Here is a 19,820-nt window from a genome sequence, read left to right on the forward strand (position 1 = left end):
ACGCCGCGGAGCTCAGCCGAGGCCGAGGATGTCCGGTTTGACCGAGAGGAGGGTGTCCTCGACGGCGGCCACGACGTCGCGCGGGGCGTGGGCGAGGAACAGCGCGGCGAGGGCGAGGTCGACGACCCGCGTGTAGTGGGCGTCGGTGATCCCGAAGCCGCGGTGCGACTCGCCGAGCTCGCGGCCGGTGTACTCGGCCGGCCCGCCGAGCACCTGGGCGAGCAGCGCCGCCATGTGCCGCTTGAGCGACTCGACGGTGACGCGCTCGAAGTAGGGGGACAGCTCCTCGTCGGTGAGGATCCACGTGTACAGCTGGTCGACGACGTGCTTGATGGCCGGGCCGCCGCCGACCCGGGCGTACATGGAAACCGCGGTCGTCATCATCGCCTCACCGGGGTGAAAGGGCATCGACGGGCGGCAGTGTAGCCACGGTTTGTTTCGGCCGATGACCGAGTCGTGTCGCAGCGGGAACGGTGACGTGGCAACGTATGCGGTATGTCCGTCCATCCCCGCGCCGGAGCTCAGGCGCAGCGCTCCGACCTCGTCGACGTCCCGCGACTCATCACCAGCTACTACGCCGAGCACCCAGACGTCGCGGACCCCGCGCAGCAGGTCGCGTTCGGCACGTCCGGGCACCGCGGCTCGAGCCTGCGCCGCTCGTTCAACGAAGACCACATCGTCGCCGTCAGCCAGGCGATCTGCGAGTACCGGGCGGTCCAGGGGTACACCGGGCCGTTGTTCCTCGGCAAGGACACGCACGCCCTGTCGGAGCCCGCGACGGTCAGCGCCCTCGAGGTGTTCGCGGCCAACGGGGTGCAGGTGCTCGTCGACAGCCGCGACGGGTACACGCCGACGCCGGCGCTGTCACACGCGATCCTCACCCACCGGCACCTCGGGGCGGACGGGGTCGTGGTCACCCCGTCGCACAACCCGCCGGAGGACGGCGGCTTCAAGTACAACCCGCCGCACGGCGGGCCCGCCGACACCGACGTCACGAAGTGGATCCAGGACCGGGCCAACGCGCTGCTCGCCGACAACCTCAACGGCGTCAAGCGCATCCCGTACGCGCGGGCGAAGGAGGCGGCCGGACGGTTCGACTTCCTCGCCGCGTACGTCGACGACCTGCCGTCCGTCATCGACATGGCCGCGATCGCCGACGCGAAGGTCCGCATCGGCGCGGATCCGCTCGGCGGGGCCAGCGTCGCGTACTGGGGCGCCATCGCCGAACGGCACAAGCTGGACCTGACCGTGGTCAACCCCGACGTCGACCCGACGTTCGGCTTCATGACCCTCGACTGGGACGGCAAGATCCGGATGGACTGCTCGTCGCCCAACGCGATGGCGTCGCTGATCGGCAAGCGTGCCGACTACCAGGTCGCGACCGGCAACGACGCCGACGCGGACCGGCACGGGATCGTCACCCCCGACGCGGGCCTGATGAACCCCAACCACTTCCTCGCCGTCGCCATCCAGTACCTGTTCCAGGCCCGCGACGGCTGGCGCGCCGACGCGGCCATCGGCAAGACGCTCGTGTCGTCGTCGATGATCGACCGGGTCGCGGCGGACCTCGGCCGGACCCTCATCGAGGTCCCCGTCGGGTTCAAGTGGTTCGTGCCCGGGCTGCTGGACGGCTCCGTCGGGTTCGGCGGCGAGGAGAGCGCCGGCGCGTCGTTCCTGCGCCGCGACGGGCAGGTGTGGACGACGGACAAGGACGGCCTGCTGCTGTGCCTGCTCGCCGCGGAGATCATCGCGACGACCGGCCGGTCGCCGAGCGAGCACTACGCCGACCTCGTCGCGCGGCACGGCGCCCCGGCGTACGCGCGGATCGACGTCGCCTCCACCCGGGAGGAGAAGGCGGTGCTGGGCAAGCTGTCGCCGGAGCAGGTGACGGCGACCGAGCTGGCGGGTGAGCCGATCACGGCGAAGCTGACCGCCGCGCCCGGCAACGGCGCCCCGATCGGCGGGCTGAAGGTCGTCACCGCGTCCGGCTGGTTCGCGGCACGGCCGTCCGGGACCGAGGACGTGTACAAGGTGTACGCCGAGTCGTTCCAGGGCCCGGAGCACCTGGAGCGCATCCAGCAGGAGGCCCGCGGCGTCGTCTCCGCCGCACTGTCAGGCTGAACGAGGAAGGCCCGGCCCCCGAGGGGCCGGGCCTTCGAACGACGGTGGATCAGGCGGCGCGGGCCGCGGCCGGACGCTGCTTGAACGCCCGCTGCAGCTGCACCACGATCGACCACGTCACCTCGCCGACCGGGCGGGCGCCGTTGACCTGGATGAGCAGCTCGCGCTGCTGGTAGTAGTCCAGCAGCGGGCGGGTCTTCTCCTCGTACACCTTGATGCGGTGCTTGATGACGTCGACGGTGTCGTCGGCGCCGCGGGCCCGGGCCAGCATCCGGCGGGTCAGCTCTTCCTCGGGGACGTCGAGATGGACGGCGATCTGCACGCCGACGCCGAGGGCACCGGCGGTGCGGTACGCCGCCTCGGCCTGCTCGACGGTCCGCGGGAAGCCGTCCAGGACGTAGCCGCCGTCGGCGTTCGCCGCGAGGACCGGTTTGCGGAGCATGTCCATGATGATCGAGTCGGGGACCAGTTCACCCTTGTTGACCAGCTCCTCGACCGTGCGGCCGATCGTCGTGCCCTCCGCGATGTTCTTGCGCAGGAGGTCGCCGCTGGCGATGTGGGTGATGCCGAACTGCTGCGCGATGAGCTGCGCCTGGGTGCCCTTGCCGGCCCCGGGTGCGCCGATCATGAGGATTCGCTTCGCGCGTGGTGCCGCCGACTGCATTGTCATCTGCACACCCCTTCTTGGCGTTTGAGGTGAAAAAGGTGGTGAAACGGGTGCCGGCCGACGCCGATGGTCCAGCATCCCACCTCGATGTCCGAGGTGGGCTGTGTGTCAGCTGTGAATTACCGCATTGCGATCCATGGGTCCGGTAGGGAATACCGGACCCATGGATGGGTAACCGGACTTACCGGGTGCCGAGCAGGTCCACCACGAAGACGAGTGTCTCGTTGGGCTTGATCAGGCCGCCGCCGGCACCCCGGGCGCCGTAGCCCAGGTGCGGCGGGATGACCAGCTTGCGCCGGCCGCCGACCTTCATGCCGGCCACGCCCTGGTCCCAGCCGGCGATGACCTGGCCCTGGCCGAGCCCGAAGTCGAACGTGCCGCCACGGTTCCACGACGCGTCGAACTCCTTGCCCGTCGACAGCGACACGCCCACGTAGTGGACGCTGACCTGCTGACCCGGGCGGGCCTCCGCGCCGTCACCGACGGTGAGGTCCTCGATCACCAGGTCGGCGGGCGGCGGGCCGTCGGGCAGGGTCACGTCGGGCTTGCTGAGCGCCATGCGAAAACTCCTCGGCGGGATGCGGTTGCTGCGGTACCTTGCAGCGTCCATCCTGCCGTACGCGTTGACGTGTGGCGCGCGACCACCCCGCAAACAGCCCTTGGATGAGGCGCAGGGCGCGTCGTACATTGAAGGCGATGACGGACGGCAAGCGCCCCTGCGCGCCGGTGCGGCAAGCGTACTGGCTGGTCATCGGCGCACTCACGCTGGCCGCGACGCAGGCGGTCGCGGCCACGATCCTCCTCGCCCGGTTCGGCGCCGTCCACCGGGCGCACGGGCCGTGGTCGGTCGCCGAGCAGGCCCAGGCCGACAGCGTCCACGCCCGGCTCGCCGTCGCCGTCGTCCTCGGCGCCGGGATCGCCGTCCTGCTCGCCGGCGCCGCGCTCGCCGTCCCGCGCCGCACCACCCGCACCCGCGCCGCCGTCGGCGCCGCCGCCGCGTTCGCCGGGACCGCGCTGCTGCTCGGCGTCACCCTCGCCGCCGACAACGCCGTCCTCGCCGCCGGTGCCGCGGAGCTCGCCGACCTGGAGCGGCTGCTGCCCGTGTGGTTCTCGGCACTGTCGTCGGGCGTGGTCACCGGCGTCGTCGTCCTGCTCGGCGCCGCGCTGCTGCGGATGGGCCGGGACACCGCCGTCGAGTACTACCAGCACCACCGCCCGCCGACGGGCTGGCGTGGGTTCACCTCCTGGCACGACATCGTCAACCGGTGATCACGGCTTGGTGAACGGGGTCGCCCGGCGCGGTGGCGGTCCTTACCCTGGCGGCGGTGAACGACGACCTCCGGCTCGACCCGCCGCCCGCCGCCGTCCGGCAGGCGTTCTGGCTGGCCGCCATCGGGCTCCTGCTGATCCTCGCCAAGACCGTCGCCGGCGCGACGCTGCTGGCCGGCTTCGACGACACGTACCAGGCCATCAAGCCGTCGAACCCGTTCGACGTCGGCGACGATGCCGCCAACGGCATCGAGCTGCGGCTCACCGTGGCCGTGCTGATCGGCGCCGTCGTGACGGTCATGCTCGGCCTCGCCGCGGCGGCCGTCGCGCGGCGCGCCGACACCAGCCGCGGCCTCGTCGGGGTCCTGGCGCTCGTCGCCGGGGTCGCGCTCGTCCTGGGCGTGGTGTTCAGCCCTGAGAACGCGGTCAGCCCCGATGACGCCGCCTCGCTCGCGTGGCTGGAGACGCTGATCCCCGCCTGGTTCCAGACGCTGTCCTCGGTGGCGGTGTTCGGGGTGGTGCTGCTGTTCGGCGTCGCGTTCCTCCGGATGGGCCGGCCCGCGGCCGCCGGGTACTACCAGGACTACGACCCGGGCGCCCGGTGGGGTGGCTACGGGTCCTGGCTGGAACTCCTCCGCCGCGGCCGATGAGCGCCCACCCGGCGCGGCCTACGCTGGACGGGATGGCCGCCCGCCCAGCCCAGCGCCGCCGCCCGGCCGCCCCCGTGCGGCGGGCGTTCTGGCTGGTCGTGGCCGCGATCGTCCTGCTCGGCGCGCAGACCGCCGCGGCCGCGGTGCTGCTCGCCCGGTTCGCCGGGGCCTACGCCGCGCACGCCCCGTGGAGCATCCGCGAGCAGGAGCAGATCGACAGCATGCACATCCGGCTGGCGCTCACCGTCGTGCTGGGCGCCGGGATGGCGTTGCTGCTCGTCGGCGTCGCGACGGCGGTCCCGCGCCGGCACACCGGCACCCGGCTGCTGGTCGGGTCCGCGGCCCTGCTCGCCGGGGTCGTGCTGCTGCTCGGTGTCGTCGTCAACCCCGACAACGCGCTGCTCGCCTACGGCGCGGCCGAGGAGCAGCACCTGTACAAGGTGCTGCCGCTGTGGTTCTCCGCGCTCTCCTCGACCGCGGTCACCGGCGTGCTGGCGGCGCTGACCGCCGCGTTCGTGCTGCTCGGCCGGGACGCCGCCCACGACTATTACCAGTACCACGGCCCCGACAACGCCTGGACCGGCTTCAGCGGCTGGTCGGCCGGCACCCGCCGGACCTAGGCCCGGGCGTCGCGGAGGGCGTCGAGCATCGCCTCCGCCACGCCGGTCGCGCTGGCCGGGTTCTGGCCCGTGACGAGGCGGCCGTCGCGGACCACGTGCGGCTGCCACGGCGCCGCGCCGGTGTGCCGCGCGCCGAGCGCCTCGAGGCGCCGCTGCAGGGAGAACGGCACCACCTCGGTCAGCCCGACCGCCTGCTCCTCCTCGTCGGTGAACCCGGCGACGTCCCGGCCCGCGAGGAGGTGCCCGCCGCCGGTCAGCGTGACGCCGACCAGGCCGGCCGGCCCGTGGCAGACCGCACCGACGACCCCGCCCCGCTCGTACACCTGCCGCACCAGTGACTGGAGCGCCGTGCTGCCGGGGAAGTCCCACATCGTGCCGTGCCCGCCGGCCAGGAACACCGCGTCGAACGCGGCCGGGTCGACGTCGGCGACGGCCGGGGTGTCGTGGCCGAGGGCGGCGAGGAAGTCCTCGTGGCCGTCGGTGCCGCCGTCGCGGGGCGGGTCGCCGCCGAGGACCGACGCCACCGTCACGGTGTGCCCGGCCTTAGTGAACACCTCCCACGGGTGCGCCGCCTCCGACACGTAGAACCCGGTGCTCCGGCCGGTGTCGCCGAGGGTCGCGTGGCTGGTCAGGACGATCAGGGTCGCTGTCATGCGGACAGCTTCGCCCGCCGGAAGCCATCGGCGCCAATAGCCTCAGGCGGGCATTACCATAGGAATTCCTATGGCGATCTCCCTCGACCTGCTGCGCACGTTCCTCGCCGTGCACCGGGAGGGCTCCGTCACCGGCGCCGCCCGCCGCCTCGCCCTGTCGCAGCCGACCGTCACCGCCCAGCTCCAGGCCCTCGAGGCGGCGCTCGGCCGGCCGCTGTTCGTGCGGCAGCCCCGCGGCGTCACCCCGACCCCGGCCGCGGACCTGCTCGCCCGGCAGGTCGCCGGCCCGCTCGACGACCTCGCCGGCGTCGCCGAACGCCCCGAGGAGGGCACCGTCCGGCTCGGCGGCGCCGCCGAGTTCCTCACCGACCTGGTCCTGCCCGCGCTCGCCGGGCTCGTCGCCGGCGGCCTGAAGCTGCGGGTCACGCTCGGCCTGTCCGACGACCTCGCCGACGCGCTCGGCACCGGCGCCCTCGACCTGGCCGTCCTCACCAGCCGCCCGCGCCGCCGCCAGCTGCGTGGCGAGCCGCTCTACGACGAGGAGTTCGTGCTCGTCGCCGCGACCGCCCGCGACGTCGCGACCACCCCGCTGGTCAGCTACGCCGAGGAGCTGCCGATCATCCGCCGGTACTGGCGCAGCGTCTTCGACCAGCGGCAGCACCGCACCGCCGACGTGGTCGTGCCCAACCTGCACGCCGTCCGCGCCCTCGTCCTGGCCGGCGCCGGGTGCAGCGTGCTGCCCGAATACCTGGTCCGGGCGGACCTCGAGGCGGGCCGCCTGGTGCTGCTGCACGACCCGCCGGTCCCGCCGCTGAACACGCTGTTCCTCGCCCACCGCGACGGCCCGCTGCCCCCCGCCGCGGCCGCGGTCCGCGCCCGGCTGCTGGCCACGTTCCGCGGTGTTTCGCCAACCGAAACGTTGCCGCGCTAGGTTCGAGCGGTGACCCAGCCTTTGGACCTGCCCCGCACCGTGGGCGAGCTGCGCGCCAGCGGCCACCGGTTCCGCACCGTCAAGGAAGAACTGCGCGACAACCTCCTCGCCAAGCTCCGCAGCGGCGAGCCCCGATTCCCCGGCGTCGTCGGCTACGACGACACCGTCCTGCCCGAGCTCGAGCGGGCCATCCTGGCCGGCCACGACCTGGTCCTGCTCGGCGAGCGCGGTCAGGGCAAGACCCGCGTCATCCGGGGCCTCGTGTCGCTGCTGGACGAGTGGACCCCGGTCATCGCCGGGTCGGAGCTCAACGAGCACCCGTATGCGCCGATCACGCCCGCGTCGCGGCGCCTCGCGACCGAGGCCGGCGAGGCGCTGCCGGTCGACTGGCTGCACCGTTCGATGCGCTACGGGGAGAAGCTCGCCACCCCGGACACGTCGGTCGGCGACCTGATCGGCGACGTCGACCCGATCCGGGTCGCGCAGGGCCGGACCCTCGGCGACCCGGAGACCATCCACTTCGGACTCGTCCCGCGCACCAACCGCGGCATCTTCGCCGTCAACGAGCTGCCCGACCTCGCCGAGCGCATCCAGGTGTCGCTGCTCAACGTGCTGGAGGAGCGCGACATCCAGGTCCGCGGCTACCAGCTGCGCCTGCCGCTGGACGTGCTGCTCGTCGCCAGCGCCAACCCCGAGGACTACACCAACCGCGGCCGGATCATCACGCCGCTGAAGGACCGCTTCGGCGCGGAGATCCGCACCCACTACCCCCTCGACCTGGAGCTGGAGACCGACCTGATCCAGCAGGAGGCGCAGCTCGTGGCGCAGGTCCCCGGCCACGTGATCGAGGTCCTGGCCCGGTTCACCCGGGCCGTGCGCGAGTCGCCGGCGGTCGACTCCCGCTCCGGCGTGTCCGCCCGCTTCGCCATCGCCGCCGCCGAGACCGTGGCCGCGTCCGCGCTGCGCCGCGGCGGGCTGCTCGGCGACGACAAGCCCGTCGCCCGGGTCGGCGACACGGTCAGCGTCACCAGCACCCTGCGCGGCAAGGTCGAGTTCGACAGCGGCGAGGAGGGCCGCGAGATCGAGATCCTCGCGCACCTGCTGCGCACCGCGACCGCCGACACGTTCCGGTCCCGGCTCGCCGGCCTGGACCTGTCCGGCTTCACCGACCTCGTCGCCGAGGGGCAGGTCATCGAGACCGGCGAGCTCGCCGGCGCCGACGACATCCTGCAGCAGGTCGGCACCGTGCCCGGCCTGGCGAAGGTCCTGGAGCGGCTCGGGCTCGGCGACGCGCCCAGCCGCGGCGAGGCCGCCGCCGGCATCGAGTTCGTCCTGGAAGGCCTGCACCTCACCAGACGGCTGTCCAAGGACCTCACCGAGGACGGCCGCACCGTCTACGGAGGCTGAGCACGTGCGTCACAACAGGTTCCGGTACGGGGCGTGGCGCGGCGGGCCCGACCCGCTCGCCCCGCCGTACGACGTGCGTGCCGCCGTCGACCAGGTCGGCGCCGAGGTCCTCGACGGCGGCAGCCTCCGCGACGCCCTGCGCAACCTGCTGCGCAGTGGTCCCCAGGGACCCGACGGCGGTCGCGGCCTCGACGACCTGCTCGCCAGGGCGCGGCGGCTGCGGCGCGAGGCGATGCGCCGCGGCGACCTCGACGGCGCCGTCACCCGCGCCCAGCAGCTGCTCGACCAGGCGGTCGCCACCGAACGCGACGCCCTGACGGCGATCGACTCCGACGACGCCCGGTTCGCGGAGGCGCAGTTGGCCAACCTGCCGCGCTCCACGTCCCGGGCGGTATCGGAGTTGTCCGAATACCAGTGGACGTCGCCGGAGGCGAAGGCGCTCTACGACCAGATCCTCGACCAGCTGCGCGACGAGGTCGTCGGGCAGCGCTTCCAGGGCATGAAGGAGGCGCTGCAGGACCCCGCGATGGCCGCGCGGATGCGGGACATGCTGCAGGACCTCAACGAACTGCTCGCCAAGCACGCCCGCGGGGAGAACACCGACGACGCGTTCGCGCAGTTCATGGCGCAGCACGGCGACTTCTTCCCCGAGCGGCCCGGATCGGTGGACGAGCTCGTGGACGCGCTCGCCCGCCGCGCCGCCGCCGGGGAGCGGCTCATGCGCTCGCTCAGCCCGCAGCAGCGCGCCGAGCTGCAGTCGCTGATGGAGCAGTCCCTCGGCAGCCTCGCCGGGGAGATGGCCGCCCTCACCGACAACCTCCGCGCGCTGCGCCCCGACCTGAACTGGGGCCGCGGCGAGCGGGTCCGCGGCGACCGCGACCTCGGCTACGGCGAGGCCGCCGGCGCCCTGGAGGAGATCGGCGACCTCGACGACCTGATCGACCAGCTCGGCCAGGAGCACCCCGGCGCCACCCTCGACGACGTCGACGTCGAGTCCGTCGAACGGCAGCTCGGCCGCTCCGCCGCCGACGACCTGCGCCGGCTGCGGGAGCTGGAGCAGCAGCTGCGCCGCCAGGGCTGGGTCACCCGCGGCGCCGACGGGCTCACGCTCAGCCCGAAGGCGCTGCGCCGGCTCGGCGGCACCGCGCTGCGCACCGTCTTTGCCGACCTCACCGCCGGCCGGCGCGGGCAGCACGACCTGCGCGACGCCGGCGCCGCGGGCGAGCTCACCGGGGCGTCCCGGCGCTGGCAGTACGGCGACGAGCAGCCGATCGACGTCGTGCGCACCATCGGCAACGCCGTGCGCCGCCAGGCCACCGGCGGCACCGCCGTCCTGCCGATCGGGCTGGACGTCGAGGACTTCGAGATCGCCGAGACCGAGCGGCGGGTGTCCGCCGCCGTCGCGCTCTGCGTCGACCTGTCCTTCTCGATGATGGCCGACGGCCGCTGGGGACCGATGAAGCAGGCCGCGCTGGCGCTGTCCCACCTCGTCGCGACCCGCTTCCCGCAGGACGCCCTCCAGATCATCGGGTTCGGCCGGTACGCGACGAAGCTGTCCGTCGAGGAGCTGGCGGCCGTCGAGCCCGACTACGTGCAGGGCACCAACCTGCAGCACGCGCTCATGCTCGCGGGGCGGCACCTGCGCCGGCACCCGGGCTCCGACCCGGTCGTCCTCGTCGTCACCGACGGTGAGCCGACCGCGCACCTGCTCGAGGACGGCACGTCGTACTTCCGCTGGCCGTCGACCCGCGAGACGGTCACCGCGACCGTGCACGAGGTCGACCAGCTCACCCGCTACGGCGCGGTGCTCAACCTGTTCATGCTCGGCGAGGACCCCGGCCTGCGCCGCTTCGTCGATGCCGTCGCCCGGCGCAGCGGCGGGCGGGTCTTCACCCCGGACGCCGATGACCTGGGCAGATATGTCGTCTCCGACTACATCCGAGCCCGCCGGGGCCGCCGCGGGTGATCGGTGTTTCAGAAGTCGAGGGGGAGGGGTACCTGAAGAGCGTCCATGCAACACCCCCTCCTCCCCGGGAGCTGAAGATGATCGTCCTCGGCCTGATCCTGTTCCTGCTCGGGCTCTTCCTGCACGTCGGCATCCTGGAAACGATCGGCATCGTGTTGCTGATCGTGGGCGCGGTGCTGTGGATCCTGGGTGCCGTCGGCCGCCCCCTCGCCGGGCGCCGTCACTATTGGTGACCCTCCTACGCGACCCGATGGCCGGCGGCTTCCCGCCGGCCATCGCCGTGTCCGGACCCCTTGCCAGCTGTGGCCATATGGCTGTAGAGTGACGGTGCGTGCCGCAGAGCCTCCTGGAATTCTCCGGATTCTCCGCGCGGACAATCCTGTTCCTCTGTCGCCGATCCATGGACAACCGCCGCAAGCTGCGGTGCCATCAATCTTTCATTCGGATACGAATGACCGTGGAATTCGACCGGGAACGCGGCGAAATCCCGGAGATCACGCTCTGTTGTTGATCACGCCGGGCCTCCGATGATGTTGGCTTACCCCGCCTGAATGATCACGCGGGGTGCCCGATTAGGAGGATCACATGGGCACAGCGGACACGGAAGACCCGCACGACGACCGCCGCGCCGAAGACCGGTCCGGCGCCGCCATCACCATCGCCGCGCTCGCCGCCGTCTTCGGCCTCGCGGCCCTCACCGTCGTCCGGGGCGCCGGACCCGCCGAGGTCACCGCCCTGGTCGTCGCGTGCGCGGCCGCCGCGGAGCGACTCGTCCGCCGCCGGCGCGGCGCAACGGCAACCCGGCGACCGCGACGGCAGTGGGGGCCTCCCGCTGCAACGAAAGACCCCCGTCCCCAGATCGCTGAACCCTCGAGAAGGTCCGACCGGGAGCTCAACGGTCCGCTCGACACCCCTGACCTCAGGCCGCGTGACCGTGGCGTTACCGAATGCGGCGACGTTACCTCATTGTTGTCAACGCATCCAGGGTCGGACGGTGCGGTTCCCACCGAGGTCAGGCCAGCGACGCTCGCCGATGTGGCCGGCGGCGGCGGCCCTGCAGTTGCTGGTCGGCGCCGGACGGACCGATCGCTTTCCGCCACCCGGTCACCGCTGCGCTGACGGTCGGACAGCCCGGGAGCAATCGAACCCCGACGATGTGTCGGCTATCCGGTCGATTGTTTGAGTGGCGAACCCCACAGTCCTGGTGGCAAACTGCCGCGAGTCGGGAAGCGTGCCGTACGGCTGCAAACGGGCGGCACATTGACGCATCCCGCGCCCTGAAGATCGCTGATCCGGTGAGGCGGCGCCCTACAAACCCTCAGTAGGGCGTCCCCGCCGGGTGGAAACTCGAGAATCGCACGCACCGGAAACGGAAGTCATGACCGAACCCCGAGGCGCGAACAACCACGCCCAGCCCCCGCCCACCGACGGCAGGAAACCCGGCCGGCGGGAAGCCCCCGTCACCAGCTTCGGCCCGGCCGCGCAACACGCCCGCCGGGCCCGCGCGGCGCGGGTCGCCGGAGGCAGCCCGTCGTACAAGGCCGTCGGCAAGGCCGCACGGATGAGCGAGACCGTCGCCTGCGACGTCGCCAGCCCGAAGCGGCTCCCCACCGTCCAGCAGTGCACCGCGTTCCTCACCGCCGTCGCGCGGGACGGCACGCCCATCACGCAATGGTGCCCCGATCATGCCGAGTACGAGCGCCGCGCGGCGCTCTTCCGGCCCGACCTCACCGGCGTCGACGACCGCCCCGCGATGCGGAGCGCGGCCGGCGCGGCCCTCGCCGCCGACGGTGTCACCGACCAGGAGGTCCTCCGGCGCCGCGCCGAGGCGCTCAAGCACCCGGTGCCGAAGGAACTGCCGGGTCCCGTGCCGGACGAGGCGCAGCTGCTCGCCGAGGCGTGCTCCGACGCGGCGCTGCTCTGGCGCGTCTACCTCGGCGGCGGCACCCCCGACGACGTGCTGCACTGGAAGGCCCACCTCGACCGGTTGCCACCGGAGCCGGCGTCGGCGCCGGAACCGCCGGCGCCGCCGAAGCCGCTCGTGTCCCGCCGCACGGCGCTGCTGGCGGGCGTTGCCCTGATCGTCGGCGCGGGCGGGTACCTGCTCGGCGCCGACAAGGACGACGCGCGCTCCACCGGCGGCCTCCCGGGCCGCGGCGCGACCGGCTCCTCCCCACCGCCGATCAGCCCGCCCGCCGCCACGCCAGCCGCCATGGAGCTCGACGCCATCATCGCCGCCACCGAACGGGTGCCGGACACCACGGGCAGCATCGCCCACGTCGACTTCCTCCTCACCACGTTCGGCCCCGCACCCACGTACGACGGCGTCACCGGAGAGGTGAAGGAGGAGCTCGACTGGTCGCCGACCGCTCCCGGGCGCCGCGTCGTCACCGGCACCGGGGCGCCGGCGGACCCGGACGAGCTGCCACCCGGCGTGCCCAAGTACTCGGCCGGTCCACCCAGCGCCGACCCGACCGAGCTGCAACACGTCCTGGAGGCGTTGCGCAAGCCCGGCGGCGCGACCGTGCTGCTGCTCGGCGTCGGCGACCTGTGCGACACGTACCCGCTGCACCGGGCCGAACGCGTCGCGGTCCTGCGGATGCTGCGCGGCGCGGCCGACCTCCAGTTCACCGGCAAGGTGACGGTGGAGAAGCTCGGCCTGCCCGGCAAGGCGTTCAGCGCCGACACCCCCGCCGGCGTCCGGGAGACCCTCGTCTTCGACCAGCGCGACGGGCGGCTGCTGGCACACGAGACCCTGGAGCGGCAGCGCGACCTGACCTACCTGCTCACGCGGCGGGTCATCTACCTGCGCTCGGTCTGGGACGACCTGCCGGACTGAGCGGACCTGCAACTTGCAGCAGCGGCCGGTCGCCCAGAGGGCGGCCGGCCGTTCGTCACGGTCCGTCAGGCTCGTCGCCGGTCGCGCCGGATCCGGCGCAGGTGGGGCCCCATGCCCGCCGCCGTTACGGTCCGTACGAACTGCGGAGAATCCGCGGAGAATCCGGCCAATCCCACACGCCGGGCAGAGCTGGGGCATATTCATTCATGCCACAGTCCGCACGTGTCCATGGTGACCACGGAGCGTCGCGCATAGCGTCACCGTGACGGCGTGCACCACGAACGGTCCGGGGGGATCCGCGAGGTGACACGCGGTCACCGCACCGCGTCCCGGTCCGCTGAAACGTGGGGGTTCAGCCATGCTCCGTACTCTGACACTCGCCTGTCTCGTCACCGCCGCCGTCACCATCGCCGCCGCACCCGCGGCGGCCGCGCCCGTCGCGCCGGGCACCGCGTCGTACCTCGCCGAACACCCCGGCGGGACCCTCGTCGCCCCGAACGAGATCAGCTACGACGGCGGCCGGTTCGTCGTCACCCTGACTCCGCCGGTGCAGGAGCCGGAACACACGAACGCCTACGTCGACTGCCCCAAGGGCTGGTTCTGCTTCTATGACCGCCCGGACTACGGCTACCCGCGCGGCAAGCTGTCCTCCTGCTCCTGGCAGAGCCTCGCCACGTACGGCTGGCAGGACCGCGTCGAGTCCGCCTACTACAACCTCGACCGGGGCGCCGTGCAGTTCTTCGACTACGGCACCGGGCTGTTCACCGTCGGCGTCGGCTACCGGTCGATCGCCTACGTCGGCAGCGCCATGAACCGCGCCACCGACGTGTACCGCTACTGCTGACGCCTACTGCCGGCGCCGCCGGAAGAGCCGGCCGAACCGTGACGGGGAGGCCGGCTTCTCCGTGCGGGCGGTCGCCGCCGGTACACCGGCAACCTCGGCGGCGAGGGCCAGCATGTCCGGGACCATGCCCGGCACGATCCGCACCAGCGCCGACAGCGAGTCCCTGATCGTCACCGCCCTGGTCCGCGACGCCCGCACCGCGGCCAGGAACCGGCGGCCGACCGTGTCACAGACCTCCACCCGGCACGCCGGGTCCAGCCACGCCGCGACCGTCAGCGCGAAGAGCGCCGCCTCCGTCGTCCAGTCCTCGACGCCCCACGCGAGGTCGGTCAGCAGCCGCCGCTGCGCGGCCGTGTCGCCGGGGTCGGCCGGGTTGCGCAGCTCTCCGCAGTGCAGCAGGCCGAGGCACGCGAACACCTGCGCCGAGCGCTCCCACCAGCCGTCGGGCAGCTCCGCGAACCGTTCGGGCCGCGCCGGCGGGTGCACCAGCAGCGACAGCAGCTGCTCGACCGGCAGCTCGCCGAGCGGCATCGCGTGGTCGTAGGCGGCGACCGGGTGCGGCCACACTGGACCGGCGATCCCCGCCAGCAGCGCCTGGCTGGCCGCGGCGGCGGGCTCGACCGTCGGATAGGCGGTGGTCCCGTCGTACCGCCACAGCACCCGCACCTCTTTCAGGGGCCGCACCAGGTCGGCGGCGGGCGCGCCCTCCACCCGCACCGTGACGCCCGGCAGCTGGCGGCGCAGCACCGCGAGGGCGCTGGGCACCTCGAGCGCCGACAGCGACATCCCGCCGTCCATCGTGCCCCGCTCGCCGGCCGGGATCCGGTGCAGCGTGTTCACGCACGCCTCGGCCGGGCCGGTGACCCGGCCGAGCCAGGGGAGCCGCTCGCACGCCTGCGCCAGGTCGGCGTGCTCGTGGCTGACGACCGGGTGCTCGCGGATGAAGTCGGTGAGCGCCACCAGGTGCCGCGCGTCGCCGTCGCGCTGGAACCGCAGCCGGTGCACGGTGTGCACCGCGCAGTCGTAGTCCGACCGGCGGCGCATCCCCTCCTCCAGCAGCTCGATCGCCTCGTCGACGCGGCCGGAGTCGGCGAGCCAGTTGGCCATGTCGGCGCACAGGTCGACCTCGTCCGGCGCCGCCCGCCACGCCGCGCGCATCACCTTCAGCGCCGCGTCGAGGCGGCCGTCGGCGCGCAGGGCGTACGCGTACCAGACCGACGTCAGCTTGTCCGGGTGCAGCCGGTGCCCGCGGGCGCCCCACCGGACGGCCTCCGCCGTGTCGCCGAACCGGCGGCCGAGCCCGGCCGAGGCCCCGTGCAGCAGCGCGTGGTCGGGGTGGGCGCGCAGCGACCGGCGGGCGAGGTCCAGCCACACCTCGTTGGCCTTCGCCACCGGCGGCGGCGCCGGGTCGCCGAGCCGCTGCATCACCCCGACGAAGAGCCGGGCGAGGTCGTCGGGGTCCAGGCCGGCCGGGTCGGCGGCCCGCACCCAGCTGACGTCCGCCCACGGCTGCTCCGGGTCGAACCCGGTCGCCTGTGCCAGCATCCGCAGCGCCCCGATCGGGTCCGCCTTCGCCGTCACGTGCGCCCGCGCCACGACCGTGCCGATGAACGCCGGCTCCCGCAGCGGGAACAGCTCCGCGACCTCGCCGCCGGCCCGGACGGTCAGCGCCGCGAGCAGCTCGTGGACCTCCGGCAGCCCCGGCGCCCACGCGATCGCGCCGGCGACGTGGTTGGCGGCGTGCTCGAGGTCGTCCTCGGCGAGCGCCACCCGCGCCAGGGACAGCTCGCCGTGCGCCTGCGCCACCGGGTCTTCGACATCGTCGGCCACCCGCGGAGAGTAGAGCACGCCGGACGGATGACGTCGGGCGGCGTGTGGGCAGCGTCGGTCGTCGATGCACGGTAGCGTCGCCGCATGACCGAGGTCCGACCCATGCGCGAGCTCGCACCGCACCTGGTCTGGGAGGCGGTGCTCCTGCTCGCCGCCGGCGCCGTCGTCGCCGGCCTGCTCAACGCCAACTCCGCCGTGTTCAGCCGCGGCCAGTCGTGGGCGGGCCTGGCGATCCTGGGCTTCGCCGCCTGCGGCCTGGCCCTGTCGCTGCGCACCGCCACCCCCAACCTGGCGATCGGCTCGATCGCGGTCCTCGCCGGCTGGGTGTACGCCGACCAGGTGAACGACGGCACCGCCGTGCCGGCCGCGTTCCTGGTCGCGGTCCTCGCCGCGTTCGGCGTCGGCGTGGTGCTCGCCCTGCTCACCGGCCTCACCGCGCTGCCCGCGTGGGCGGTGACGCTCGGCGGCGGGTTCGTCGTCTCCGCGGCGCTGCTGCAGGCCACCGAGGGCCGGCTGGTCCCGGTCACCGGCGCCGCCCGCGCGTCCGGCGGCTTCGGCGCGTGGGTCGCCGTCTTCATCGCCGGGTCGATCGCGGGAGCCGTGCTGTTCGCGCTGCCGGCCGTCCGCCGCGGCCTCTGCGCGAACCGTCCCTCGGGCGGCGAGGACCCCGCCCGCTGGCGGCCGGCGAAGCTGACCGGCGCGCTGGTCGGGGTGGCCGGCTCGGCGGCGCTCGCCGGCGTCGCAGGCGTGCTGTCGACCCGGCTGACCAGCGCGGCCGTGTTCACCGAGACGGGGCACCTGCCGTATGCGCTCGCCGCGGTGCTGCTCGGCGGGGTCAGCGTGTTCGGCCGCCGGGCGGGCGTGTTCGGCGTCGTCCTCGGCGTGTTCATCGTCGACGGGGTGCGCCGCTGGCAGCTGATCGAGGGGGCGCACGCGGCGACGACGCTGCTGACGACCGGGCTGCTCGCGGTGGTGGGGCTGCTCGCGGTCTGGCTGCTGGAGCTGGTCGGCCGCCGGCTGGCACCACTGGCGGCCGCCCCGGTGGGGGATCGGTCCGGTATGCAGCCGGCTGCTCCTGGTTTCGCGCCGCCGCCGGTGTACGACGTGAGCCCGCCCCTGTCCGGACCGCCCTCCGGGTATCCGCCGGGTCCGGCGCCGACGGGGATCCCGGCGCACCCGACCGGCTTTCCCGCGCCGCCGCCGCCGACCGTGGACGGTCCGGTGTTCGGGCAGCCGACGTATCCCAGCCCGCCGCCGGAGCCGCACCCGGGCGCGATCCCGCAGCCGTGGACGGTCCCCGGCACGGGCGGTCCCGCGCCGCAGGTGCCGTCGCAGCCGGCCTCGCCGCCGGTCAGCGGCCCGCCGAGCTCGGACCCGCCGGCGGGCTACCCGCAGAACCCGCCGCCGGCCTGGCCCCCGCAGAACTGACGGTCACATGGACGGCTCGACCAGCGCGGGGTGCCGGGACCCGGGCGGGGCGAACCACGCCTCCTTGGCGTCGCGCACCGCCATCTCCACCCGCAGCCGCGAATAGGGCTCCATCGGCGGCAGGTCGGCGGGGTCGAACCAGCCGACCTCGAGCGACTCGTCGTCGTTGACGGTGGCGGCGCCGCCGGCGACGCTGCACAGGAAGGTCACATTCAGGTATTCGCACTGGTCGCCGTTGGGGTAGTGCACGGGGTGCATGGCGACGCCGAGGAGCCGCTCGACCCTCACCTCGACGCCGGTCTCCTCCCGGACCTCGCGCACGACCGCGTCGGCGGGCTGCTCGCCGGGCTCGACCACGCCGGCCAGGACCGCCCACCCGCCGGTGTCGCTGCGGCGGGCGAGCAGCAGCCGGCCGCGGTCGTCCACGACGATCCCGCTGACCCCGGGCAGGAGCAGCAGGTCGTGCCCGATGTGCGCGCGCATGGTCCGGACGTATCTAGGAACTCCCATGCGGCGAACCTACCCGGACCGTGCCCAGCACCCGTGTCACCGTCACCACGATGACGACCCGCTGCGGGTTGGGGCGGGGCGTCCTGTACCGGTCGGCGTAGCGCCGCTCGGCGTCCGCGACCGCCTCCGGGTCGGCGTCGATGACGGCGGTGCCTTCGAGGGTCGTCCAGCGACGCCCGTCGACCTGGCAGATCGCGACCCGCGGGTTGGCGCGGACGTTGCGGACCTTCTGCGACGTGCCCGACGTGATGATCCGCGCGATGCCGGTCGTCTCGTCGTAGGTGGCGCCGACGGGCGCGACGTGCGGGGTGCCGTCCCGGCGGATCGTCGTGACCGTGCACAGGTGCCGTTCGGTCCAGAACTCCTCGCTCACCTGACCGTGACCTTCCCGTCGTGCACGTCGACGTGCCGGGTCGTGCGGACCGCCGCCAGCATCCGCCGGTCGTGGGTGACCAGCAGCAGCGTGCCGGGGTACCCGTCCAGCGCGGACTCCAGCTGCTCGATCGCCGGCAGGTCCAGGTGGTTGGTCGGCTCGTCGAGCACGAGCAGGTTGACGCCGCGCCCCTGCAGCAGCGCCAGCGCCGCCCGGGTCCGCTCGCCGGGTGACAGGCTCGCGGCGGGCCGCAGGACGTGGTGCGCCTTGAGCCCGAACTTCGCCAGCAGCGTCCGTACGTCGGCGGGCTGCTGGTCCGGCACGGCCTCGCAGAACGCGTCCAGCAACGGTTTCGCCCCGACGAACAGTCCGCGGGCCTGGTCGACCTCGCCCACGACGACGCCCGGCCCGAGCGCCGCGGTCCCGCCGGCCAGCGGGACGCGCTTGAGCAGCGCGGCGAGCAGTGTGGACTTGCCCGCGCCGTTCGCGCCGGTGATCGCGACCCGGTCCGCCCAGTCGACCTGCAGGTCCACCGGCCCGAGGGTGAACTCGCCGCGGGTCACGACCGCCCGGTTGAGCGTCGCGACGACCGCCCCGGCGCGTGGCGCGGCGGCGATCTCCATCCGCAGCTGCCACTCCTTGCGCGGCTCCTCCACCACCTCGAGCCGCTCGATCAGCCGGTCGGTCTGGCGGGCCTTCGATGCCTGCTTCTCCGTCGACTCGATCTTCTTGCCCTTGCTGACCTTGTCGTTGTCCGGCTGCTTGCGGCGGGCGTTCTTGACGCCCTTCTCCATCCACGCGCGCTGCATCCGGGCCCGCGCCTCGAGGTCGGCCTTCGTGTCGGCGTACTCGTCGTACGCCTCCCGGGCGCGCCGCTTCGCGATCGCCTTCTCCTCCAGGTACGCCGCGTAGCCGCCGCCGAAGAAGTTGACCTGCTGCTGGGCGAGGTCCAGCTCCAGCACGCCGGTGGCCGTGCGGGCCAGGAACTCCCGGTCGTGGCTGACGATCACGGCGCCGGCCTTGAGGCCCTGGACGAACCGCTCGAGCCGCTCCAGGCCGTCGAGGTCGAGGTCGTTGGTGGGCTCGTCGAGCAGGAAGACGTCGTACCGTGACAGCAGCAGCGACGCCATCCCGGCCCGGGCCGCCTGACCGCCGGACAGCGCCGTCATCGGCAGGTCGAGGTCCACGGCCAGCCCGAGGTCCGCCGCGACGGCCGCGGTGCGCTCGTCGAGGTCGGCGCCGCCGAGCGCCAGCCAGCGCTCCAACGCGTCGGAGTACTCGTCCGGGTCCTGCTCGATCCGCTCCGCGGCGGCGTCCATCCGCCGCTGCGCGTCGGCGACGCCGGTGCGCCGGGCTAGGAACTGCAGCACCGTCTCACCCTCGCGGCGGTCGGGCTCCTGCGGCAGGTAGCCGATGATCGCGGTCGGCGGGTTGAGCCCGAAGCCGCCCGCCTCGGTCGGCAGCAGCCCGGCGAGCGTGCGCAGCAGTGTCGACTTGCCCGCCCCGTTGGCCCCGACCAGGCCGATCACGTCGCCGGGCGCGACGACGAGATCCAGCCCGGAGAACAACGCCCGATCGCCGTGACCGGCCGCGAGCTCCTTCACCACCAGCGTGGCGCTCACCAGTTACCTCCGCAGTTTCTGTCGTACCCCGCGCATATTGTGTCTCAGTGCGCGTCGCGGGGTAGGCGGGAGTAGCCTGATTTCCGGAAC

General features: G+C 73.5%; 20 protein-coding genes. 12 read left to right on the forward strand and 8 right to left on the reverse strand.

From position 1 onward, the window contains the following. Positions 1-12: 12 nt before the first annotated feature. Positions 13-384 carry a group 1 truncated hemoglobin gene (locus tag AB0I21_RS44780; RefSeq protein ID WP_360570125.1) on the reverse strand — a complete coding sequence of 124 codons (372 nt, stop codon included), beginning with the start codon at positions 382-384 and terminating at the stop codon, positions 13-15. 111 nt (positions 385-495) lie between these two features. On the opposite strand from AB0I21_RS44780, the gene pgm reads away from it, so the two are divergent. After that, positions 496-2,121, forward strand: a complete 1,626-nt coding sequence (gene pgm / locus AB0I21_RS44785; protein WP_360570127.1) for a phosphoglucomutase (alpha-D-glucose-1,6-bisphosphate-dependent) — start codon at positions 496-498, stop codon at positions 2,119-2,121. Between the two features lie 49 nt (positions 2,122-2,170). Here pgm and AB0I21_RS44790 read toward each other — a convergent pair whose 3' ends face one another. Together AB0I21_RS44790 and AB0I21_RS44795 are read right to left on the reverse strand one after the other, a co-directional pair. Next, positions 2,171-2,791, reverse strand: coding sequence for an adenylate kinase (locus AB0I21_RS44790; RefSeq protein ID WP_360570129.1), 621 nt, complete (start codon positions 2,789-2,791; stop codon positions 2,171-2,173). A gap of 178 nt (positions 2,792-2,969) precedes the next feature. Further along, positions 2,970-3,347 (reverse strand): FKBP-type peptidyl-prolyl cis-trans isomerase, encoded by a 378-nt coding sequence (locus AB0I21_RS44795; RefSeq protein ID WP_344505067.1) that lies wholly within the window; start codon positions 3,345-3,347, stop codon positions 2,970-2,972. Positions 3,348-3,484: 137 nt separating this feature from the next. On the opposite strand from AB0I21_RS44795, the gene AB0I21_RS44800 reads away from it, so the two are divergent. Genes AB0I21_RS44800 through AB0I21_RS44810 form a run of 3 tightly spaced genes read left to right on the forward strand, consistent with a single transcriptional unit; the run spans position 3,485 to position 5,327 of the window. Next, positions 3,485-4,057: a hypothetical protein gene (locus AB0I21_RS44800; RefSeq protein ID WP_360570131.1), complete on the forward strand. Its 573-nt coding sequence runs from the start codon at positions 3,485-3,487 to the stop codon at positions 4,055-4,057. A 56-nt stretch (positions 4,058-4,113) separates the two neighbouring features. After that, positions 4,114-4,707 (forward strand): hypothetical protein, encoded by a 594-nt coding sequence (locus AB0I21_RS44805; RefSeq protein WP_360570133.1) that lies wholly within the window; start codon positions 4,114-4,116, stop codon positions 4,705-4,707. A gap of 32 nt (positions 4,708-4,739) precedes the next feature. Further along, the gene (locus AB0I21_RS44810; RefSeq protein WP_360570135.1) at positions 4,740-5,327 is read left to right on the forward strand and encodes a hypothetical protein; all 588 of its coding nucleotides are present in this window, start codon (positions 4,740-4,742) and stop codon (positions 5,325-5,327) included. Here the strand turns inward: AB0I21_RS44810 and AB0I21_RS44815 are convergent. Next, positions 5,324-5,980: a type 1 glutamine amidotransferase domain-containing protein gene (locus AB0I21_RS44815; RefSeq protein WP_360570137.1), complete on the reverse strand. Its 657-nt coding sequence runs from the start codon at positions 5,978-5,980 to the stop codon at positions 5,324-5,326. The two genes, AB0I21_RS44810 and AB0I21_RS44815, sit on opposite strands and share 4 nt — an antisense overlap. Positions 5,981-6,050: 70 nt before the next feature. Between AB0I21_RS44815 and AB0I21_RS44820 the strand changes: the two genes are divergently transcribed. The 7 genes from AB0I21_RS44820 to AB0I21_RS44850 all read left to right on the forward strand — a co-directional run bounded on the left by AB0I21_RS44820 (position 6,051) and on the right by AB0I21_RS44850 (position 13,967). Then, positions 6,051-6,911, forward strand: a complete 861-nt coding sequence (locus AB0I21_RS44820) for a LysR family transcriptional regulator (RefSeq protein ID WP_360570139.1) — start codon at positions 6,051-6,053, stop codon at positions 6,909-6,911. Positions 6,912-6,920: 9 nt separating this feature from the next. After that, positions 6,921-8,318, forward strand: a complete 1,398-nt coding sequence (locus tag AB0I21_RS44825; protein WP_360570141.1) for a sigma 54-interacting transcriptional regulator — start codon at positions 6,921-6,923, stop codon at positions 8,316-8,318. Positions 8,319-8,322: 4 nt separating this feature from the next. Then, positions 8,323-10,284, forward strand: a complete 1,962-nt coding sequence (locus tag AB0I21_RS44830) for a hypothetical protein (protein WP_360570143.1) — start codon at positions 8,323-8,325, stop codon at positions 10,282-10,284. A 77-nt stretch (positions 10,285-10,361) separates the two neighbouring features. After that, entirely contained in the window at positions 10,362-10,517 is a 156-nt protein-coding gene (locus AB0I21_RS44835; protein ID WP_203853177.1) for a DUF6131 family protein, read from the forward strand. 352 nt (positions 10,518-10,869) lie between these two features. Beyond that, positions 10,870-11,403: a hypothetical protein gene (locus AB0I21_RS44840; RefSeq protein WP_360570146.1), complete on the forward strand. Its 534-nt coding sequence runs from the start codon at positions 10,870-10,872 to the stop codon at positions 11,401-11,403. A gap of 259 nt (positions 11,404-11,662) precedes the next feature. Continuing rightward, positions 11,663-13,123 carry a hypothetical protein gene (locus tag AB0I21_RS44845; RefSeq protein ID WP_360570148.1) on the forward strand — a complete coding sequence of 487 codons (1,461 nt, stop codon included), beginning with the start codon at positions 11,663-11,665 and terminating at the stop codon, positions 13,121-13,123. A 358-nt stretch (positions 13,124-13,481) separates the two neighbouring features. Continuing rightward, a complete protein-coding gene (locus AB0I21_RS44850) occupies positions 13,482-13,967 on the forward strand; it encodes a peptidase inhibitor family I36 protein (RefSeq protein WP_360570150.1) in 486 nt (161 codons plus the stop codon). A gap of 3 nt (positions 13,968-13,970) precedes the next feature. On the opposite strand, the gene AB0I21_RS44855 is transcribed toward AB0I21_RS44850, so the two are convergent. Then, positions 13,971-15,797: a tetratricopeptide repeat protein gene (locus AB0I21_RS44855; protein WP_360570152.1), complete on the reverse strand. Its 1,827-nt coding sequence runs from the start codon at positions 15,795-15,797 to the stop codon at positions 13,971-13,973. An 84-nt stretch (positions 15,798-15,881) separates the two neighbouring features. On the opposite strand from AB0I21_RS44855, the gene AB0I21_RS44860 reads away from it, so the two are divergent. Continuing rightward, on the forward strand, positions 15,882-17,225 hold the full coding sequence (locus AB0I21_RS44860; RefSeq protein WP_360570154.1) for a hypothetical protein: 1,344 nt from the start codon (positions 15,882-15,884) through the stop codon (positions 17,223-17,225). A gap of 3 nt (positions 17,226-17,228) precedes the next feature. On the opposite strand, the gene AB0I21_RS44865 is transcribed toward AB0I21_RS44860, so the two are convergent. The 3 genes from AB0I21_RS44865 to AB0I21_RS44875 are packed head-to-tail and all read right to left on the reverse strand — an operon-like array spanning position 17,229 to position 19,730. Further along, positions 17,229-17,735 (reverse strand): NUDIX domain-containing protein, encoded by a 507-nt coding sequence (locus AB0I21_RS44865; RefSeq protein ID WP_360570156.1) that lies wholly within the window; start codon positions 17,733-17,735, stop codon positions 17,229-17,231. Continuing rightward, positions 17,722-18,108 (reverse strand): PPOX class F420-dependent oxidoreductase, encoded by a 387-nt coding sequence (locus AB0I21_RS44870; RefSeq protein WP_344505051.1) that lies wholly within the window; start codon positions 18,106-18,108, stop codon positions 17,722-17,724. Before AB0I21_RS44870 ends, AB0I21_RS44865 begins: the two co-directional genes overlap by 14 nt. Then, entirely contained in the window at positions 18,105-19,730 is a 1,626-nt protein-coding gene (locus AB0I21_RS44875; RefSeq protein ID WP_360570158.1) for an ABC-F family ATP-binding cassette domain-containing protein, read from the reverse strand. The genes AB0I21_RS44870 and AB0I21_RS44875 overlap by 4 nt, the downstream gene beginning before the upstream one ends. Positions 19,731-19,820: the final 90 nt, after the last annotated feature.

Source organism: Dactylosporangium sp. NPDC050588 (genome assembly GCF_040654975.1).
In the GTDB taxonomy this organism is placed as follows: domain Bacteria; phylum Actinomycetota; class Actinomycetes; order Mycobacteriales; family Micromonosporaceae; genus Dactylosporangium; species Dactylosporangium maewongense.